General features: G+C 65.8%; 17 protein-coding genes. 10 read left to right on the top strand and 7 right to left on the bottom strand.

Annotated elements, in window-relative coordinates; translation table 11 throughout:
- The first annotated feature begins 23 nt into the window (after positions 1-23).
- Entirely contained in the window at positions 24-362 is a 339-nt protein-coding gene (locus MPE_RS10645; protein ID WP_011829705.1) for a P-II family nitrogen regulator, read from the top strand.
- 12 nt (positions 363-374) lie between these two features.
- Here MPE_RS10645 and MPE_RS10640 read toward each other — a convergent pair whose 3' ends face one another.
- The 6 genes from MPE_RS10640 to MPE_RS10615 are packed head-to-tail and all read right to left on the bottom strand — an operon-like array spanning position 375 to position 3,718.
- The gene (locus MPE_RS10640) at positions 375-962 is read right to left on the bottom strand and encodes an LOG family protein (RefSeq protein WP_011829704.1); all 588 of its coding nucleotides are present in this window, start codon (positions 960-962) and stop codon (positions 375-377) included.
- Positions 963-975: 13 nt separating this feature from the next.
- On the bottom strand, positions 976-1,356 hold the full coding sequence (locus MPE_RS10635; protein WP_011829703.1) for a diacylglycerol kinase: 381 nt from the start codon (positions 1,354-1,356) through the stop codon (positions 976-978).
- 42 nt (positions 1,357-1,398) lie between these two features.
- Positions 1,399-1,932, bottom strand: coding sequence for an RDD family protein (locus MPE_RS10630; RefSeq protein WP_148210932.1), 534 nt, complete (start codon positions 1,930-1,932; stop codon positions 1,399-1,401).
- A gap of 18 nt (positions 1,933-1,950) precedes the next feature.
- Positions 1,951-2,688 (bottom strand): DUF3106 domain-containing protein, encoded by a 738-nt coding sequence (locus MPE_RS22750; RefSeq protein ID WP_158304613.1) that lies wholly within the window; start codon positions 2,686-2,688, stop codon positions 1,951-1,953.
- A gap of 14 nt (positions 2,689-2,702) precedes the next feature.
- Complete coding sequence (locus tag MPE_RS10620; protein WP_011829700.1) at positions 2,703-3,155, bottom strand: DUF3619 family protein; 453 nt, start codon at positions 3,153-3,155, stop codon at positions 2,703-2,705.
- Positions 3,152-3,718, bottom strand: coding sequence for an RNA polymerase sigma factor (locus MPE_RS10615; protein ID WP_011829699.1), 567 nt, complete (start codon positions 3,716-3,718; stop codon positions 3,152-3,154). Before MPE_RS10615 ends, MPE_RS10620 begins: the two co-directional genes overlap by 4 nt.
- A gap of 247 nt (positions 3,719-3,965) precedes the next feature.
- Between MPE_RS10615 and MPE_RS10610 the strand changes: the two genes are divergently transcribed.
- The 6 genes from MPE_RS10610 to pbpG all read left to right on the top strand — a co-directional run bounded on the left by MPE_RS10610 (position 3,966) and on the right by pbpG (position 11,348).
- On the top strand, positions 3,966-5,741 hold the full coding sequence (locus MPE_RS10610) for an acetolactate synthase 3 catalytic subunit (protein ID WP_011829698.1): 1,776 nt from the start codon (positions 3,966-3,968) through the stop codon (positions 5,739-5,741).
- A 165-nt stretch (positions 5,742-5,906) separates the two neighbouring features.
- On the top strand, positions 5,907-6,398 hold the full coding sequence (ilvN, locus tag MPE_RS10605) for an acetolactate synthase small subunit (RefSeq protein WP_011829697.1): 492 nt from the start codon (positions 5,907-5,909) through the stop codon (positions 6,396-6,398).
- A gap of 39 nt (positions 6,399-6,437) precedes the next feature.
- Entirely contained in the window at positions 6,438-7,454 is a 1,017-nt protein-coding gene (ilvC, locus tag MPE_RS10600; RefSeq protein WP_011829696.1) for a ketol-acid reductoisomerase, read from the top strand.
- Positions 7,455-7,611: 157 nt separating this feature from the next.
- Positions 7,612-8,457 carry a CDP-diacylglycerol--serine O-phosphatidyltransferase gene (gene pssA, locus MPE_RS10595; RefSeq protein ID WP_036231304.1) on the top strand — a complete coding sequence of 282 codons (846 nt, stop codon included), beginning with the start codon at positions 7,612-7,614 and terminating at the stop codon, positions 8,455-8,457.
- Between the two features lie 209 nt (positions 8,458-8,666).
- Positions 8,667-10,208 carry a 2-isopropylmalate synthase gene (locus MPE_RS10590; RefSeq protein WP_011829694.1) on the top strand — a complete coding sequence of 514 codons (1,542 nt, stop codon included), beginning with the start codon at positions 8,667-8,669 and terminating at the stop codon, positions 10,206-10,208.
- A 162-nt stretch (positions 10,209-10,370) separates the two neighbouring features.
- The gene (pbpG, locus tag MPE_RS10585; RefSeq protein WP_081782201.1) at positions 10,371-11,348 is read left to right on the top strand and encodes a D-alanyl-D-alanine endopeptidase; all 978 of its coding nucleotides are present in this window, start codon (positions 10,371-10,373) and stop codon (positions 11,346-11,348) included.
- Between the two features lie 67 nt (positions 11,349-11,415).
- On the opposite strand, the gene MPE_RS10580 is transcribed toward pbpG, so the two are convergent.
- The gene (locus MPE_RS10580; protein ID WP_375136155.1) at positions 11,416-12,141 is read right to left on the bottom strand and encodes an IclR family transcriptional regulator; all 726 of its coding nucleotides are present in this window, start codon (positions 12,139-12,141) and stop codon (positions 11,416-11,418) included.
- 275 nt (positions 12,142-12,416) lie between these two features.
- Here MPE_RS10580 and MPE_RS10575 point away from each other — a divergent pair, with 275 nt between their 5' ends.
- The 3 genes from MPE_RS10575 (at position 12,417) to MPE_RS10565 (ending at position 14,940) form a co-directional block, all read left to right on the top strand.
- On the top strand, positions 12,417-12,836 hold the full coding sequence (locus MPE_RS10575) for a rubrerythrin family protein (protein WP_036231269.1): 420 nt from the start codon (positions 12,417-12,419) through the stop codon (positions 12,834-12,836).
- A gap of 147 nt (positions 12,837-12,983) precedes the next feature.
- On the top strand, positions 12,984-14,333 hold the full coding sequence (locus MPE_RS10570; protein WP_011829690.1) for a heterodisulfide reductase-related iron-sulfur binding cluster: 1,350 nt from the start codon (positions 12,984-12,986) through the stop codon (positions 14,331-14,333).
- A gap of 25 nt (positions 14,334-14,358) precedes the next feature.
- The gene (locus tag MPE_RS10565) at positions 14,359-14,940 is read left to right on the top strand and encodes a DUF3501 family protein (protein ID WP_011829689.1); all 582 of its coding nucleotides are present in this window, start codon (positions 14,359-14,361) and stop codon (positions 14,938-14,940) included.
- Positions 14,941-15,045: the final 105 nt, after the last annotated feature.

Raw genomic sequence — 15,045 nt, 5'->3', positions numbered from 1 at the left:
GTCACCTTTCACCGGAGCGCGCCATGAAACAGATCACCGCCGTCATCAAGCCCTTCAAGCTCGAGGAAGTGCGCGAGGCGCTTGCCGAGGTGGGTGTGTCCGGTCTGACCGTGACCGAGGTCAAGGGCTTCGGCCGCCAGAAGGGCCACACCGAGCTGTACCGTGGTGCCGAGTACGTGGTCGACTTCCTGCCGAAGGTCAAGCTCGAGGTGGTGGTGAAGGACGTCGACGTCGATCGTTGCCTGGAAGCCATCGTCAAGGCGGCCAAGACCGGCAAGATCGGTGACGGCAAGATCTTCGTCAGCTCGGTCGAGCAGGTCGTTCGCATCCGCACCGGCGAAACGGACGAAGCGGCGGTCTGACCGAACTGAAGCTCAGGTTCGGCTGTAGTCGTCGCGGCCGCCGCTCAGCGCAGCCTGGGCTGCGAGCCGATCGAGCAGGGCAGACGGCTCGTCGCCGATCTCCAGCATCGCGCGCGTGCCATCCGAGACGAAGCCGGCGTCTACCGTCTGCTGCATGAACGCGACCAGAGCGTTGTAGTAGCCGCCGACATTGAGCAGCCCGATCGGCTGGTCGTGGTAGCCGAGCTGCCGCCAGGTCCACACCTCGAACAACTCCTCGAAGGTGCCGATGCCGCCGGGCAGCGCCAGGAAAGCGTCGGCCTGCTCGGCCATGCCTTGCTTGCGCTGATGCATGGTCTCGACCACGTTCAGTTCGCTGAGGCCGGAGTGTCCGACCTCGCGCTCCATCAGCGACCGCGGGATCACGCCGATCACCGGGGCGCCGCCCGCCAGCGAGGCGTCGGCGACGATGCCCATCAGCCCGACGTTGCCGCCGCCGTAGACCAGCTGCCAGCCGCGTTGCGCGATCTCCCGGCCAACGGCCCGGGCCGCGTGGGCATGGGCCGGATCGTCGCCAAGGCGCGAGCCGCAGTACACACACAGCGTGAAGCGCTTCGTCATGGTTCGCGTCGCGTCAGCTGCCGAAACGATGCCAGAGCGCAGCCGCCCAGATGCCCATGCACAGCAGCAGCGACAGCAGCACGGCGGCACTGGCGAGGTCCTTCGCGCGCTTGGACAGGTCGTGGAGCTCGTAGCTGACGCGGTCGATCGCCGCTTCGATGCCCGAATTGAGCAGCTCGACGATCAACACCAACAGCACCGAGCCGACCAGCAGAGAGACCTCGATCCAGCTGCCGCCCAGCCAGAAGGCTGTGGGCACCAGCAGCACGGCCGCCCAGACTTCCTGCCGGAACGCGCTCTCGCCGCGGTAGGCGATCTGCAGCCCGTCCATCGAGTAGCCAGCCGCGCGGATCACGCGGTCCAGGCCGGTGCGGCCTTTGTAGGGGTTGCTCATGGCGCGCGATGGTAACTGCGGCGTATGGCGCCGCTGCGAAACTCAGGCGCGGGCAGGAGGCGCGCCGCGCGTGTCGACGAGCCGCGTGCCGCACAGCGCGTCGTGCCAGAACTGGCGCTGCGGATGCAGCTTCGATGACAGGGCATAGAGCGCGACCCCGGCCGCGAGCACCGCGGCCAGGTGCGTGCCGCTGTCATGCCAGCCGGCCAGCCAGGCCAGGGTCAGGGCCGGCAGGAACCATATCCAGGCGGTGAGATAACGCCCCAAAGCGCGTGCGCGCGTGAGCCGCCGGCCGTCGGCCGTCTGCAGGTGGATGCGCCAGGTCTGCATCGGCAGCGTCTGGCCGCTCCCCGACCAATACCACGTGAAGTAAACGCCGGGCGCCAGCACGAAGGCGGTCAGCAACAGGCCCAGGCGTCCGACCATCGCATGGCGCTGATCGGTGAGCACGGAATAGATCAGCGCACAGACGAACACCACGCCGAACAGCAGCACGCCCTCGTAGAGGAAGCACGCCAGCCGGCGACGCAGTGGCGGTGCCAGTGCCCCGGGCGGCGGCGCTAGGCCAGCTTGCACGTTCGGGGTCGGCACGTGTCAGGGCTTGCGGCGCGGCTCGGTCGCTGCGCCCTGAGGGCCGCGGCGCGGCAGCAGCGTCGTCGAGTCGACGAACTCGGGGGTCGCCGCGACCTTCGGCAGGCCAGTCTGCTGGTGCAGAGGGGGCGCGGGGCGCGTCGACATCAGGTTGGTCGTGGCCCCAGGCTTGGCCTGCGTCAGCCCCGGTGTCACTGCGCGCGGCTTACGGGCCTCCAGCAGCGGGTTGGGGACGGTGTTGACCTTGGTCTCGGCGGCTGGCGTGATGGGTCGCGCATTGACCTTGCCGGCGCCGGTCTTGGCGCGGGCGGCGAGGTCGCGCCGCTGGCTTTCCGGCAGGGACTGGTAGGCTTCCCAGCGGCGCTGGCGTTCCTGCGGGCTCAGGTCCTTCGCACCCTGGTAGTTCATGCGCGCCTCGGTGCGTTGCTTGGCGCTGAGATTGACCCAGTCGGACATGCGTCGCTGAACGCGGCTGCGCTCGTCGGGCGACATGCGATCGAAGCGCGATGCCAGCTCCAGCCATTTCTGCTTGCGCTGGGGGGCGATCGATGACCATTCGCTCTGGAGCGGTGCCAGTGCTTCGCGTTGCGCCGGGCCGAGGCTGTTCCAGCTGGGGCCACCGGCGTCGGCGCCCGCGGCACTGGCGAGTGGCGCGGCCAGCGCCAGCAGCATGCTCAGCAACGCGCCGGCCGCGACCCGGGCAAACGCCGGATGCCGCGCAGCGACTCGCCGCAGGGACACGAAACCCGTCATCCTCAGTTGCTGCCCACCGATCCGGGCAGGCGCAGGAACTCGGCGAAGCCGGCATCGGTGTAAGCCGCCGGCGGCAGGTCGTCGGCCAGCAGGGCGGCGTCGACCTCGGCCGCGGCGCTGATCTGGTCGTCGTCGTGCTGGATCTGGATCAGCACCAGGCCGGCCACCAGCGCGAACAACGGCGCCAACGTCGCGAGGCGCCAGCCCCAACCGGGCTCTCCACCCCAGGCCAGCACGCCTCCGCCGAGCCGAGCGGTGCTCGGGGCGGTGCGTGTCGCAGCCTGTCTGGCACGCGCCAGCGCTTGCTCGCGCGCGAAACGAAGGCGCTCCGTCACGTCGCCAGGCAGACTGTCGACGTGCGTGCTGAGAGCCGCCGCCACACGCAGCGCAAAGCGGTCTTCGAGCGACTGGCGATCCAGCCGGGTTGGTCCCGTGACGACGTTGGAATGATTCATGGCAGCACCCCTCTGGCCTTCAAGGCCTGCGCCAAGCTGTGCACTGCCCGGGAGCAGTGGGTCTTGACGCTGCCCTCCGAGCAGCCCATCGATTGAGCGGTCTCGGCGACATCGAGTTCCTCCCAGTAACGCAGCAGGAAGGCCTCCCGTTGACGCCCCGGCAACCGCGCGACTTCGGTCTCGATCGCGAGCAGGATCTGGGCCCGCGACACGCTGTCGGCCGCCGTTTCGACCGCGGTAGCACCACCGGCGGCCGCCAGAGTCTCGAGCAGATCGAAGTCGCCGTCGGCGTCCGCTGGCTCGAAATCCGAGAAATTGCGCACGACTGCATTGCGCACCTTCTGCCGGCGGAACCAGTCCATCATGGCGTTCGACAGGATGCGCTGGAACAGCAGCGGCAATTCGGCCGGCGGCCGGTCGGCATATTTTTCGGCCAGGCGGATCATCGAGTCCTGCACGATGTCGAGCGCAGCATCGTCGTCGCGAACGGCATAAACGGCGCGCTTGAAGGCGCGCTTTTCGACGCTCTTGAGGAAGTCGCTGAGTTCTTTGTCGGAAGCCAAGAGGCGCGGCCTGTCTGCCGTGGCTTTGGGGAGGCCGCGGATTATGTCACCGCGCCTCGATGCAGCAGCCTGCGCCGGGCTGGTGCCGGGCGGATGCCATAATGTGCGTTCGCAAAACGCTCATTGGTCTTCAACACCATCCGACCCGGGTGGCTTTGCCAGACCGCGCAGGCCCCACATCCACCCCACCAGGGTGCGAAGAGGGGCACCGATGGTTTTTCGTCAGAGAAATTCACAAAGGTTCGAAATGGACATGTCTGCCGCGGAAATCAAGCGGGCCGCCACGGCCCAACCGCACCCCACCCAAGCTGCCGAGCCCAACGGTTCGGAAATCCTCGTTCGCTGCCTGCAGGCCGAAGGTGTCAAGTACCTTTGGGGCTACCCGGGCGGCGCCGTGCTGTACATCTACGACGCGCTGTACAAGCAGGAGACCATAGAGCACGTGCTCGTGCGCCATGAGCAGGCGGCCATCCATGCGGCCGACGGCTATGCGCGCGCGACCGGCGACGTGGGCGTTGCGCTGGTGACCTCGGGGCCGGGCGTGACGAATGCCATCACCGGCATTGCCACCGCCTACATGGACTCGATTCCGATGGTGATCATCACCGGGCAGGTGCCGACGCCAGCGATCGGCCTCGACGCCTTCCAGGAGTGCGACACCGTCGGCATCACCCGGCCGATCGTCAAGCACAACTTCCTTGTGAAGGACGTGCGCGAGCTGGCGCTCACCATGAAGAAGGCCTTCCACATCGCCCGCACCGGCCGTCCTGGCCCGGTGGTGGTCGACGTGCCGAAGGACGTGTCGCTGAAGACCGCGCCCTTCCAGTACCCTGCGGCGGTCGAGATGCGCTCGTACAGCCCGGCGAAGAAGGGCCACAGCGGCCAGATCCGCAAGGCCGTGCAGCTGCTGCTGCAGGCGAAGCGGCCTTACATCTACACCGGCGGCGGCGTGATCCTCGGCAATGCCTCGGCGCAACTGCGCCAGCTGGTCGACCTGCTCGGCTACCCGTGCACCAACACGCTGATGGGCCTGGGCGCCTTCCCGTCGACCGACCCGCGCTTCCTGGGCATGCTGGGCATGCACGGCACCTACGAAGCCAACATGACGATGCAGAACTGTGACGTCCTGCTGGCCGTGGGCGCACGTTTCGACGACCGGGTGATCGGTAACCCGAAGCATTTCGCTTCGGTGGAGCGCAAGATCGTGCACGTCGACATCGATCCGTCGAGCATCTCCAAGCGCGTGAAGGTCGACATTCCGATCGTCGGCGACGTGAAGGAAGTGCTGCAAGAACTGATCTCGCAGATCAAGGAAGCGCAGGCGAAGCCGGATTCGCAGGCCCTGTCGGCCTGGTGGAAACAGATCGCTGAATGGCGCGGTCGCGAGTGCCTGAAGTACAAGAATTCCGACGAGGTCATCAAGCCGCAGTTCGTGGTCGAGAAGCTCTGGGAGTTGACCCGCGAACGCGACACCTACATCACCTCCGATGTCGGCCAGCACCAGATGTGGGCGGCGCAGTACTACCGCTTCGACGAGCCGCGGCGCTGGATCAACTCGGGTGGTCTGGGCACGATGGGGGTGGGCCTGCCGTACGCCATGGGCATCAAGCTCGCGAAGCCGGACTCCGATGTCTTCTGCATCACCGGCGAAGGCTCGATCCAGATGTGCATCCAGGAGCTGTCGACCTGCCTGCAGTACAAGACGCCGGTCAAGGTGATCTCGTTGAACAACCGCTATCTGGGCATGGTGCGGCAGTGGCAGGAGCTCGATTACGGCGGCCGCTATTCGCACAGCTACATGGAGGCCTTGCCCGATTTCGTGAAGCTGGCCGAAGCCTACGGTCACGTCGGACTGAAGATCGAGAAACCGAGCGAGGTGGAACCCGCGCTGCGCGAGGCGATCCGGCTGAAGGATCGCACGGTCTTTCTCGACATCCGTACCGACCCGACCGAGAACGTCTGGCCGATGGTCCAGGCCGGAAAGGGCATCTCGGAGATGCTGCTGGGCTCGGAAGACCTGTAAGGCCGGGGCACGAGCGGCGCGAGGGCGGCGGGCTTGCCGGTCCGTCGCCAGGAGCGCAGCGAGTGCAGCGACCGCGGTCTGAACCACTACTCATTCATCGAAGCGCGTGGCCAAGGGGCTGCGGTTACCGCCGCAGTCCTGAAGAGCGCGAAGGACGATCTACCCATGAAACACATCATTGCCCTGTTGCTCGAGAACGAGCCGGGCGCCCTGTCGCGCGTCGTGGCGCTGTTTTCGGCGCGCGGCTACAACATCGAGAGCCTGACCGTTGCGGCCACCGAGGATCCGTCGCTGTCGCGCATGACCATCACCACCACCGGTAGCGAGGACGTGATAGAGCAGATCACGAAGCACCTCAACCGGCTCATCGAGGTGGTGAAGGTGGTCGACCTGACCGAGGGTCAGTACACCGAGCGCGAACTGATGCTCATCAAAGTGCGCGCCGTCGGCAAGGAGCGCGACGAGATGAAGCGCATGGCCGACATCTTCCGGGGCCGCATCGTCGACGTCACCGAAAAGACCTACACGATCGAGCTCACCGGCGATGCGCCCAAGCTCGACGCGTTCATCGAGGCGGTGGACCGCACCGCGATTCTGGAAACCGTGCGCACCGGCACCAGCGGGATCGGTCGCGGCGAGCGCATCCTGCGCGTCTGAACCCCGTTCCATTACTGAATTTCGACAGGAGAGAACCCCATGAAGGTCTATTACGACAAGGACGCCGACCTCAGCCTCATCAAGGGCAAGAGCGTGGCGATCATCGGCTACGGCTCGCAAGGCCATGCGCATGCCCAGAACCTGAACGACAGCGGCGTCAAGGTCACCGTCGGCCTGCGTCGCGGCGGCGCATCGTGGAACAAGGTCGAGAAGGCCGGGCTGAAGGTGGCCGAGGTCGCTGATGCGGTCAAGAGCGCCGACGTCGTGATGATCCTGCTGCCCGACGAGCAGATCGCCTCGGTCTACAGCGCCGAGGTCGCGCCGAACATCAAGCAGGGCGCCTCGCTGGCCTTCGCGCACGGCTTCAACGTCCACTACGGCCAGGTCGTGCCGCGCGAAGACCTCGACGTGTGGATGGTTGCCCCGAAGGCCCCCGGCCACACGGTGCGCAACACCTACACCCAGGGCGGCGGCGTGCCGCACCTGATCGCCGTCCACGCCGACAAGACCGGCAAGGCGCGCGACCTGGCTCTGAGCTATGCGGCAGCCAATGGCGGCGGCAAGGCCGGCATCATCGAGACCAATTTCCGCGAGGAGACCGAGACCGACCTGTTCGGCGAGCAAGCCGTGCTGTGCGGCGGCACCGTGGAGCTGATCAAGGCCGGCTTCGAGACACTGGTGGAAGCCGGCTACGCGCCCGAGATGGCCTACTTCGAATGCCTTCACGAACTCAAGCTGATCGTCGACCTGATCTATGAAGGCGGCATCGCCAACATGAACTACTCGATCTCGAACAATGCCGAGTACGGCGAGTACGTGACCGGGCCGAGGGTCGTGACCGAGGACACCAAGGCGGCGATGCGCCAGTGCCTCAAGGACATCCAGACCGGCGAGTACGCCAAGAGCTTCATCCTCGAGAACCGTGCCGGTGCGCCGACGCTGCTGTCGCGTCGCCGCCTGACCGCAGAGCACGACATCGAGGTGGTGGGTGAGAAGCTGCGCGCGATGATGCCGTGGATCAAGGCGAACAAGCTGGTGGACAAGAGCCGCAACTGATCGCGACCTTCCGCTCCACGCTCCGTCTAGGGCCGCGACACTGAAGGGTGCGCGGCCCTTCTTGCGACGGGTGCTGCGGTATCCTCCCGCCCATGATCGATCTTCATGGTGCGCCGAGGGGTCTGGATTCGTTGCCACGGACTGGCCGAGCATGAGCATGCACGACGGCACGCAGGATCCGAAAACGCCGGACGCGCTCGAAGATGTCGACGACGAGGCGCCGCGCCGGCCTCGCCGCAAGGGCATCTACATCCTGCCCAATCTCTTCACGCTTGCGGCATTGTTCGGCGGGTTCTACGCGATCGTGATGGCCATGAACGACCGCTTCGAGCAGGCGGCGATCGGCGTGTTCTGCGCGATGGTGCTCGACAGCCTCGACGGTCGCGTCGCGCGCATGACCAACACCCAGAGCGCCTTCGGCGAACAGATGGACAGCCTGTCGGACATGGTGTCCTTCGGCGCTGCGCCGGCGTTGATCGTCTATGAGTGGGCGCTGCGGGGGCTGGGCAAGCTCGGCTGGGTGGCGGCGTTCGTCTACTGCGCTGGGGCTGCGCTCCGGCTGGCCCGCTTCAATACCAACATCGGCGTCGTCGACAAGCGCTTCTTCCAGGGGCTGCCGAGTCCGGCCGCCGCAGCGCTGGTGGTCGGGTTCATCTGGCTGATGGACGACGCGGGGTTCAAGGGGGCCGGCAGCATCGACTGGTTGTCCTGGATGGCGTTCGCGTTCACGCTCTACGCCGGACTGACGATGGTCACGAACGTGCCGTTCTACAGCTTCAAGGACGTGAGCTTCAAGCGCACGGTCCCGTTCATCGTGATCGTCGCGATCGCGCTCTTCATCGCAGTGATCAACCTTCACCCGCCGCTCGTGCTGTTCAGTCTGTTCGTCTGCTACGGCTTCTCAGGTTACGCGGTCTACGTGTGGCGCAAGACCAAGGGCAGGCCTGTCAGCGTCATCGCCACGTCCACTCACGAGCCCGATGAAGAGGGGCTGCACCGCTGATAGCCACTGCGGCGCGTGCCGTGATCAGGCGCGTGCTATATTGTGCTCATGACGTTTCGCGCCCGCTTTTCGCTGCTGCTACTGCTAGGAGTGCCCTGCGCGCGCTGATTGCACACGTCCCGTCGTTTCTGCATCCACGGCCCGCGCGCTTCCTGCTCGCGGGCCGTTTTGTTTAGTCCTCGACCTTCGTATCTTCGCTGGAGACTTCCATGGCCGACAAGCTCATCATCTTCGACACCACCTTGCGCGACGGCGAACAGTCGCCCGGCGCCTCCATGACCAAGGATGAGAAGCTGCGCATCGCGCGCCAGCTGGAGCGTTTGCGGGTCGACGTGATCGAGGCGGGTTTCGCGGCGTCGAGCAACGGCGACTTCGAGGCGGTCCGGGCGATTGCCGACGTGATCAAGGAATCGACCGTGTGCTCGCTGGCGCGCGCCAATGACCGCGACATCGCGCGGGCGGCCGAGGCGCTGAAGAGCGCTGCGCGTTCTCGCATCCACACCTTCATCGCGACCAGTGAACTGCACATGGAGAAGAAGTTGCGGATGACGCGCGAGCAGGTGCTGGAGCAGGCCAGGCTGTCGATTCGCTTCGCCCGCAACCTGTGCGAGGACATCGAGTTTTCGCCGGAGGATGGCTACCGGTCCGACCCGGACTTCCTGTGCCGTGTGATCGAGGCCGTGATCAACGAGGGCGCGACCACCATCAACGTGCCCGACACCGTCGGATACGGCATCCCCGAGCTGTACGGCAATTTCATCAGGACCTTGCGGGAGCGGGTGCCGAATTCGGACAAGGCGGTCTGGTCGGTTCACTGCCACAACGACCTCGGTATGGCGGTGGCGAACTCGTTGGCTGGCGTGAAGATCGGGGGTGCCCGCCAGATCGAATGCACGATCAATGGGCTCGGCGAGCGCGCAGGCAACTGCTCGCTCGAGGAAGTCGTGATGGCGGTTCGCACGCGGCGCGACCATTTCGGGCTCGAAGTGGGCATCGATACCACGCAGATCGTGCCGGCTTCGCGGCTGGTGTCGCAGACGACTGGCTTCATCGTGCAGCCGAACAAGGCGGTCGTCGGCGCAAATGCCTTCGCGCACGCCTCCGGTATCCACCAGGACGGCGTCCTGAAGGCGCGCGACACCTACGAGATCATGCGCGCCGAGGACGTGGGCTGGAGTGCCAACAAGATCGTGCTCGGCAAGCTCAGCGGCCGGAACGCCTTCAAGCAGCGCCTGCAGGAGCTCGGAATCGAGCTCGAGTCCGAGACCGACGTCAACGCGGCCTTTGCGCGCTTCAAGGATCTGGCCGATCGCAAGAGCGACATCTTCGACGAAGACATCATCGCGCTGGTCGGCGATGAGAGCGTGACCCACGAGCAGGAGACGTACCGGCTGCTCTCGCTGGAGCAGCAATCGGCGACTGGGGAGCGTCCGCATGCGAAGGTGGCTTTCGCGGTCGGAGAGACCGAGTTCCATGCCGAGAGCGAAGGCAACGGGCCGGTCGACGCGAGTCTCAAGGCCATCGAGTCGAAGCTGAAAAGCGGCGCAGAAATGCTGCTCTATTCGGTCAATGCCATCACCTCGGGCAGCACAGAATCCCAGGGCGAGGTGACTGTGCGGCTGCAGCACGGCGGACGGGTGGTGAATGGCGTGGGGGCGGACCCGGACATCGTGGTGGCCTCGGCCAAGGCCTACCTGTCGGCCCTGAACAAGCTGCACAGCAAGAACGAGCGCGTCGCCGCCCAGGGGTAACGGGAGGCATTCTTCACGTGGAATGGAGGAAGGGCGCGTAAGCTTTTGATCTTGCGCGCTTTTTTTCTTTATCCTAGACTCGTGCGCGTGTCGGAGGGAGTGCCCGTGTTGATTTCGTTGCCTGTGTTTCGTTGGCGTGTGGCTCTGTTGGCCCTGTTTGCCATGCTGTCCTTCGGACTGAGCACGGGCGCCGATGCCGCCACCAAACGTCAGAGCAGCGCCAGCAAGGCGAGCGCCAAGTCGAAGGCCAAGGTAAAGAGCATTCGTGCCGCGACGCGCAAGTCGGTCCGTACGGTGGTGGCACGCCCCTCTTTCGGTGAGCTCAGCGGTTTGCGCGCCACCGATGACCCGCTCGATCTGCGTTCGAGCGTGGCGCTCGTGATGGATCAGGACACCCACGAGGTGCTGATCGACAAGAACGCCCAGGCCGTGTTGCCGATCGCGTCGTTGACGAAGCTGATGACCTCGGTGGTCGTCGTCGAAGCCGGGCAGTCGCTCGACGAGATGCTCACGATCAGCCAGGACGACGTGGACACCGAGAAGGGCAGCGGGTCGCGACTGGCCGTCGGTACCCAGCTGACGCGTGGCGAGATGCTGCATCTGGCCCTGATGTCGTCGGAGAACCGTGCGGCCCATGCTCTGGGCCGGCATTACCCGGGCGGCTTGGTGGCTTTCGTCTCGGCGATGAACGCGCGCGCCAGCCTGCTCGGCATGACCGACACGCGCTATGTCGAGCCCACGGGACTGTCGAGCCGCAATCAATCGAGCGCGCGCGACTTGGCGGCGCTGGTATCGGCGGCCTACCAGCATCCGCTGATCCGCGAGCTGTCGACCTCGCAGGAATACAGCGTGGCGGTCGGGCGCCGCACGCTCCAGTACCGCAATACCAACGGCCTGGTGCGCAATCCAGCCTGGGACATCGGGTTGCAGAAGACCGGCTACATCTCCGAGGCGGGTCGCTGCCTGGTCATGCAGGCGCAACTGGCGGGACGCAAGCTGATCATGGTCTTCCTCGATTCAGCCGGCAAGTACTCGCGGCAGGGCGACGCCGAGCGTGTGCGCCATTGGATCGAGGCAAGCCCGCCGCCTGCCGTGACGCCGGAAGTGCCGCGGGCCGAAGGGCCGAAGACGACCTCCTGACGCGCTGCGGCGGGACGCACCGGCGAGCGCCGGGCATCCGCCCGGGCAGACCCCGGCGATCAGCCTTTCAGGGTTTGGCGTGGTGGCCGAGGGCCGCCGAAATCTGGGCGGCCGTGGCCTTCAGCCGCTCCATCCAACTGTCTTCCAGGCGATCGGCGGGGGCCGAGATCGACAGTCCGGCGATCAGCTTGTCCTGGTCGTCGAAGATGCCGGCTGCCATGCAGCGCACGCCCAGTTCCAGTTCCTCGTTGTCGCGGGCGCTGCCGTATTGCAGCACCTTCGCCAGTTCGCGCTCCAGAGCCGGTAACTCGGTGATGCTGTTGCGCGTGTGGCCGGCGAGCCCCGTACGGGCGGCATAGGCCCGGACTCGCTGGGCGTCGTCGTGCGCGAGGAACAGCTTGCCCACGGAGGTCAGGTGCAGCGGGGCGCGGCCGCCGACGGCGCGAACGACCTGCATGCCGGAGCGCTCGCTGTAGGTCCGCTCGATGTAGACGATCTCGTCGCCCTGACGCATCGAAAGATTCACGGGTTGGTGCGTGAGCTTGTGAAGCTCGCGCATCGGCGCGATCGCAGCCTCCCGGACGTCCAGCCGTGCCTTGACCAAGTTGCCGAGTTCGAGAAGGCGCATGCCCAACCGGTAGCTGCCCGCCTCGGGCCGGTCGACGAAGCGACCGATCGCGAGATCGTTGAGGATGCGATGGGCCGTGGAGGGGTGCAATCCGGTCTGTTCGCTGATGTGTTTCAGCGAGACCGGATCCGGGTGCGCCGCCAGCACGTTGAGCAGCGAGAACATGCGCTCCATCACCTGAATGGTCGGCGCCTGGGCTTCGGTGCGTTTCATAGCGTGGATTGTCGCTCAGCGTGGCGGATTCCTGTTTCGGGGCCGTCGCTGCGGAGCGACGCGTCAACTCAGAGGTCAATGGGGCACGGGCCCTCAGGTAAACCCGCACAATTCTCTGCATTGACGCGCGCTATTGGACGTTGCCTCCGGTCTCCTCTACCGTCGACGCGCACTGGGCCCTCCAGGCTCCGTGGTCACCATCGCACACGCACGACAAGGAGATCGACATGCAACTGAAGGGCTCCAAGACCGAGCAGAACCTGAAGGACGCGTTCGCCGGGGAATCACAGGCGAACCGTCGCTACCTTTACTTCGCGAACAAGGCCGACATCGAGGGCCAGAACGACGTGGCGGCGCTGTTCCGCTCCACCGCCGAAGGCGAGACCGGCCACGCGCATGGCCACCTCGAGTTCCTCGAGGCTGTCGGCGACCCGGCCACCGGCCTGCCGATCGGGTCGAGCCGCCAGAACCTGATGGCCGCCGTCGCCGGCGAGACGCACGAGTACACCGACATGTACCCGGGCATGGCGAAGCAGGCGCGCGACGAAGGCTTCGACGAGGTCGCCGACTGGTTCGAGACCCTGGCGAAGGCCGAGCGCTCCCACGCGAACCGCTACCAGAAGGCGCTGGACGCTCTGGTCGATTGAGCAGACGGCGGTGGCGCGTAGCGTCGCCGCCGCAGCGAGCGTCGAGCGGAGCGCCGTGCCCCGCTCGGCGCCCGTGTGCATGCCTTGCGCTCGCGAGTCGCCGTTCCTTCCCGCGCAGGAAGCCCTTGGTCCACAGGAGAACCCCGGATGAGCACACGCGAGGGCAATCTCGAAGCCCCTACCCGGCACGCGATCGACTGGACGAACCCCGAGTACTACGACGAGGCGGCCTGCGAGAAGGAGCTCGAGCGCATCTTCGACATCTGCCACGGCTGCCGCCGTTGCGTGAGCCTGTGTCAGGCTTTTCCGAGCCTGTTCGATCTGGTCGATGCGACCGACGACGGCGAGGTGCACGGCATCCCGAAGCAGGATTACGCGAAGGTCGTCGATCAGTGCTACCTGTGCGACCTCTGCTACATGACCAAATGTCCCTACGTGCCGCCGCACCCCTGGCGCCTGGATTTCCCGCACACGATGCTGCGGGCGAAGGCGATCAAGTTCAAGAAGGGCGGTGTCGGCGCTGGCGAGAAGCTGCTTGCCTCGACAGACGTGCACGGCCAGTTCGCCGGCATCCCGGTGGTGGTCCAGGTGGCCAACGCGCTGAACAAGACCCGGCCAATGCGCAAGCTGCTCGACTCGGCGCTGCAGGTGCATCCCGACGCCTGGTTGCCGGAGCTCGCGAGCAACCGCTTCCGCTGGTCCGCGAGTCGGCAGGGCCGTGCCACCGTGGTCACGAACGGGGAACGCACGCCGGGCAAGGTGGCGATCTTCTCCACTTGCTACGTGAACTACAACGAACCCGGCATCGGTCACGACCTGATCAAGCTGCTCGAGCACAACGACATTCCCTATGTGCTGGTCGAGAAGGAGAAGTGCTGCGGCATGCCCAAGCTGGAGCTCGGCGACCTCGACGCCGTGGCGGCGCACAAGGCTGCGAACATGCCGGTGCTCGCAAGGTATGCGAAGGAGGGCTACGCGATCCTCAGTGCCATTCCCAGCTGCACGCTGATGTTCAAGCAGGAGCTGCCGCTGATGTTCCCCGCGTGCGCGGACACGCAGCTCGTCAAGGAGGCGATGTTCGATCCCTTCGAGTACCTGATCGCCCGGCACCGCGACGGCCTGTTGAAGACCGACTTCAAGCAGGCGCTCGGCAAGGTCAGTTATCACATCCCTTGCCACGGCCGCGTGCAGAACATCGGTCGGAAGACCGAGGAGATGTTCAAGCTGATCGGCCAGACGGTGTCCGTGCAGCTCAACACGGTCGAGCGGTGCTCGGGCCATGCGGGCACGTATGGCGTGAAGACCCCCTACCACCCGATCGCGATGAAGATCGGGCGGCCGGTCTTCAAGAGCATGGCCAAGGACGAACCGGACTACATCAGCTCCGACTGCCAGCTGGCCGGGCACCACATCGCGCAGGGCATGGAGGCGGGCGGGTTCCCGGCCGCCAGGCTCCTGCATCCGCTCAGCCTGGTGCGAACCGCCTACGGGCTGTGACCCCACGCAGCGAGGACAGATCGCCATGACGACCATTCCCAGAGACAGCCTGATGTCGCTCGAGGCCTATGCCAAGGTCCGCCAGACCGGCAAGCCCGAGTCGATCGCGCACCGGCGTCTGCGCACCGTGCGGCTCGGCGAGCACCTCAGCGTGCAGTTCGAGGACGAGCGCACCGTCCGCCGTCAAATCCAGGAGATGCTGCACATCGAGAAGATCTTCGACGAGGCGGGCATCCAGGCCGAGATCGACGCCTATGCGCCGCTCGTGCCGGACGGCGGCAACTGGAAGGCGACGATGCTGATCGAATACCCCGACGCGCACGAGCGCAAGCGCGAACTGGCGCGCCTGATCGGCATCGAGGATCGGATGTTCGTCGAGCCGGAAGGGCTGCAGCGCGTCTATGCGATCGCCGACGAGGACCTGGACCGGGAGACCGAGGAGAAGACCTCCTCGGTGCACTTCCTGCGCTTCGAGTTCACCCGGGTCGCGATCGAGGCCATCCGGGCTGGCGCCGCCGTGAAGCTGGGTTGCGACCACCGAAATTACCCGGCGCACACCGGCATCCCGCCGGAAACCTTGGCCAGCCTGGCGGGCGACCTGCGCTGAGCCGCGGTCGGTTCGATAGCAATTTCGGATGGGTTTGATTTAGTCTATGAATAAAGTGGATAACGGGGTCGCATTACTATTTGGGCGCGGTATCACTCAACCCTG

Source organism: Methylibium petroleiphilum PM1, assembly GCF_000015725.1.
In the GTDB taxonomy this organism is placed as follows: domain Bacteria; phylum Pseudomonadota; class Gammaproteobacteria; order Burkholderiales; family Burkholderiaceae_C; genus Methylibium; species Methylibium petroleiphilum.
This window is presented reverse-complemented; position numbering and strand designations above follow the sequence as displayed.

Coding starts and splice junctions, on each gene's coding strand:
- MPE_RS10645 (WP_011829705.1), top strand. CDS start 24: ATGAAACAGATCACCGCCGTCATCAAGCCCTTCAAGCTCGAGGAAGTG.
- MPE_RS10640 (WP_011829704.1), bottom strand. CDS start 962: ATGACGAAGCGCTTCACGCTGTGTGTGTACTGCGGCTCGCGCCTTGGC.
- MPE_RS10635 (WP_011829703.1), bottom strand. CDS start 1,356: ATGAGCAACCCCTACAAAGGCCGCACCGGCCTGGACCGCGTGATCCGC.
- MPE_RS10620 (WP_011829700.1), bottom strand. CDS start 3,155: ATGAATCATTCCAACGTCGTCACGGGACCAACCCGGCTGGATCGCCAG.
- MPE_RS10610 (WP_011829698.1), top strand. CDS start 3,966: ATGGACATGTCTGCCGCGGAAATCAAGCGGGCCGCCACGGCCCAACCG.
- ilvN (WP_011829697.1), top strand. CDS start 5,907: ATGAAACACATCATTGCCCTGTTGCTCGAGAACGAGCCGGGCGCCCTG.
- ilvC (WP_011829696.1), top strand. CDS start 6,438: ATGAAGGTCTATTACGACAAGGACGCCGACCTCAGCCTCATCAAGGGC.
- pssA (WP_036231304.1), top strand. CDS start 7,612: ATGCACGACGGCACGCAGGATCCGAAAACGCCGGACGCGCTCGAAGAT.
- MPE_RS10590 (WP_011829694.1), top strand. CDS start 8,667: ATGGCCGACAAGCTCATCATCTTCGACACCACCTTGCGCGACGGCGAA.
- pbpG (WP_081782201.1), top strand. CDS start 10,371: ATGCTGTCCTTCGGACTGAGCACGGGCGCCGATGCCGCCACCAAACGT.
- MPE_RS10580 (WP_375136155.1), bottom strand. CDS start 12,141: ATGTTCTCGCTGCTCAACGTGCTGGCGGCGCACCCGGATCCGGTCTCG.
- MPE_RS10575 (WP_036231269.1), top strand. CDS start 12,417: ATGCAACTGAAGGGCTCCAAGACCGAGCAGAACCTGAAGGACGCGTTC.
- MPE_RS10570 (WP_011829690.1), top strand. CDS start 12,984: ATGAGCACACGCGAGGGCAATCTCGAAGCCCCTACCCGGCACGCGATC.
- MPE_RS10565 (WP_011829689.1), top strand. CDS start 14,359: ATGACGACCATTCCCAGAGACAGCCTGATGTCGCTCGAGGCCTATGCC.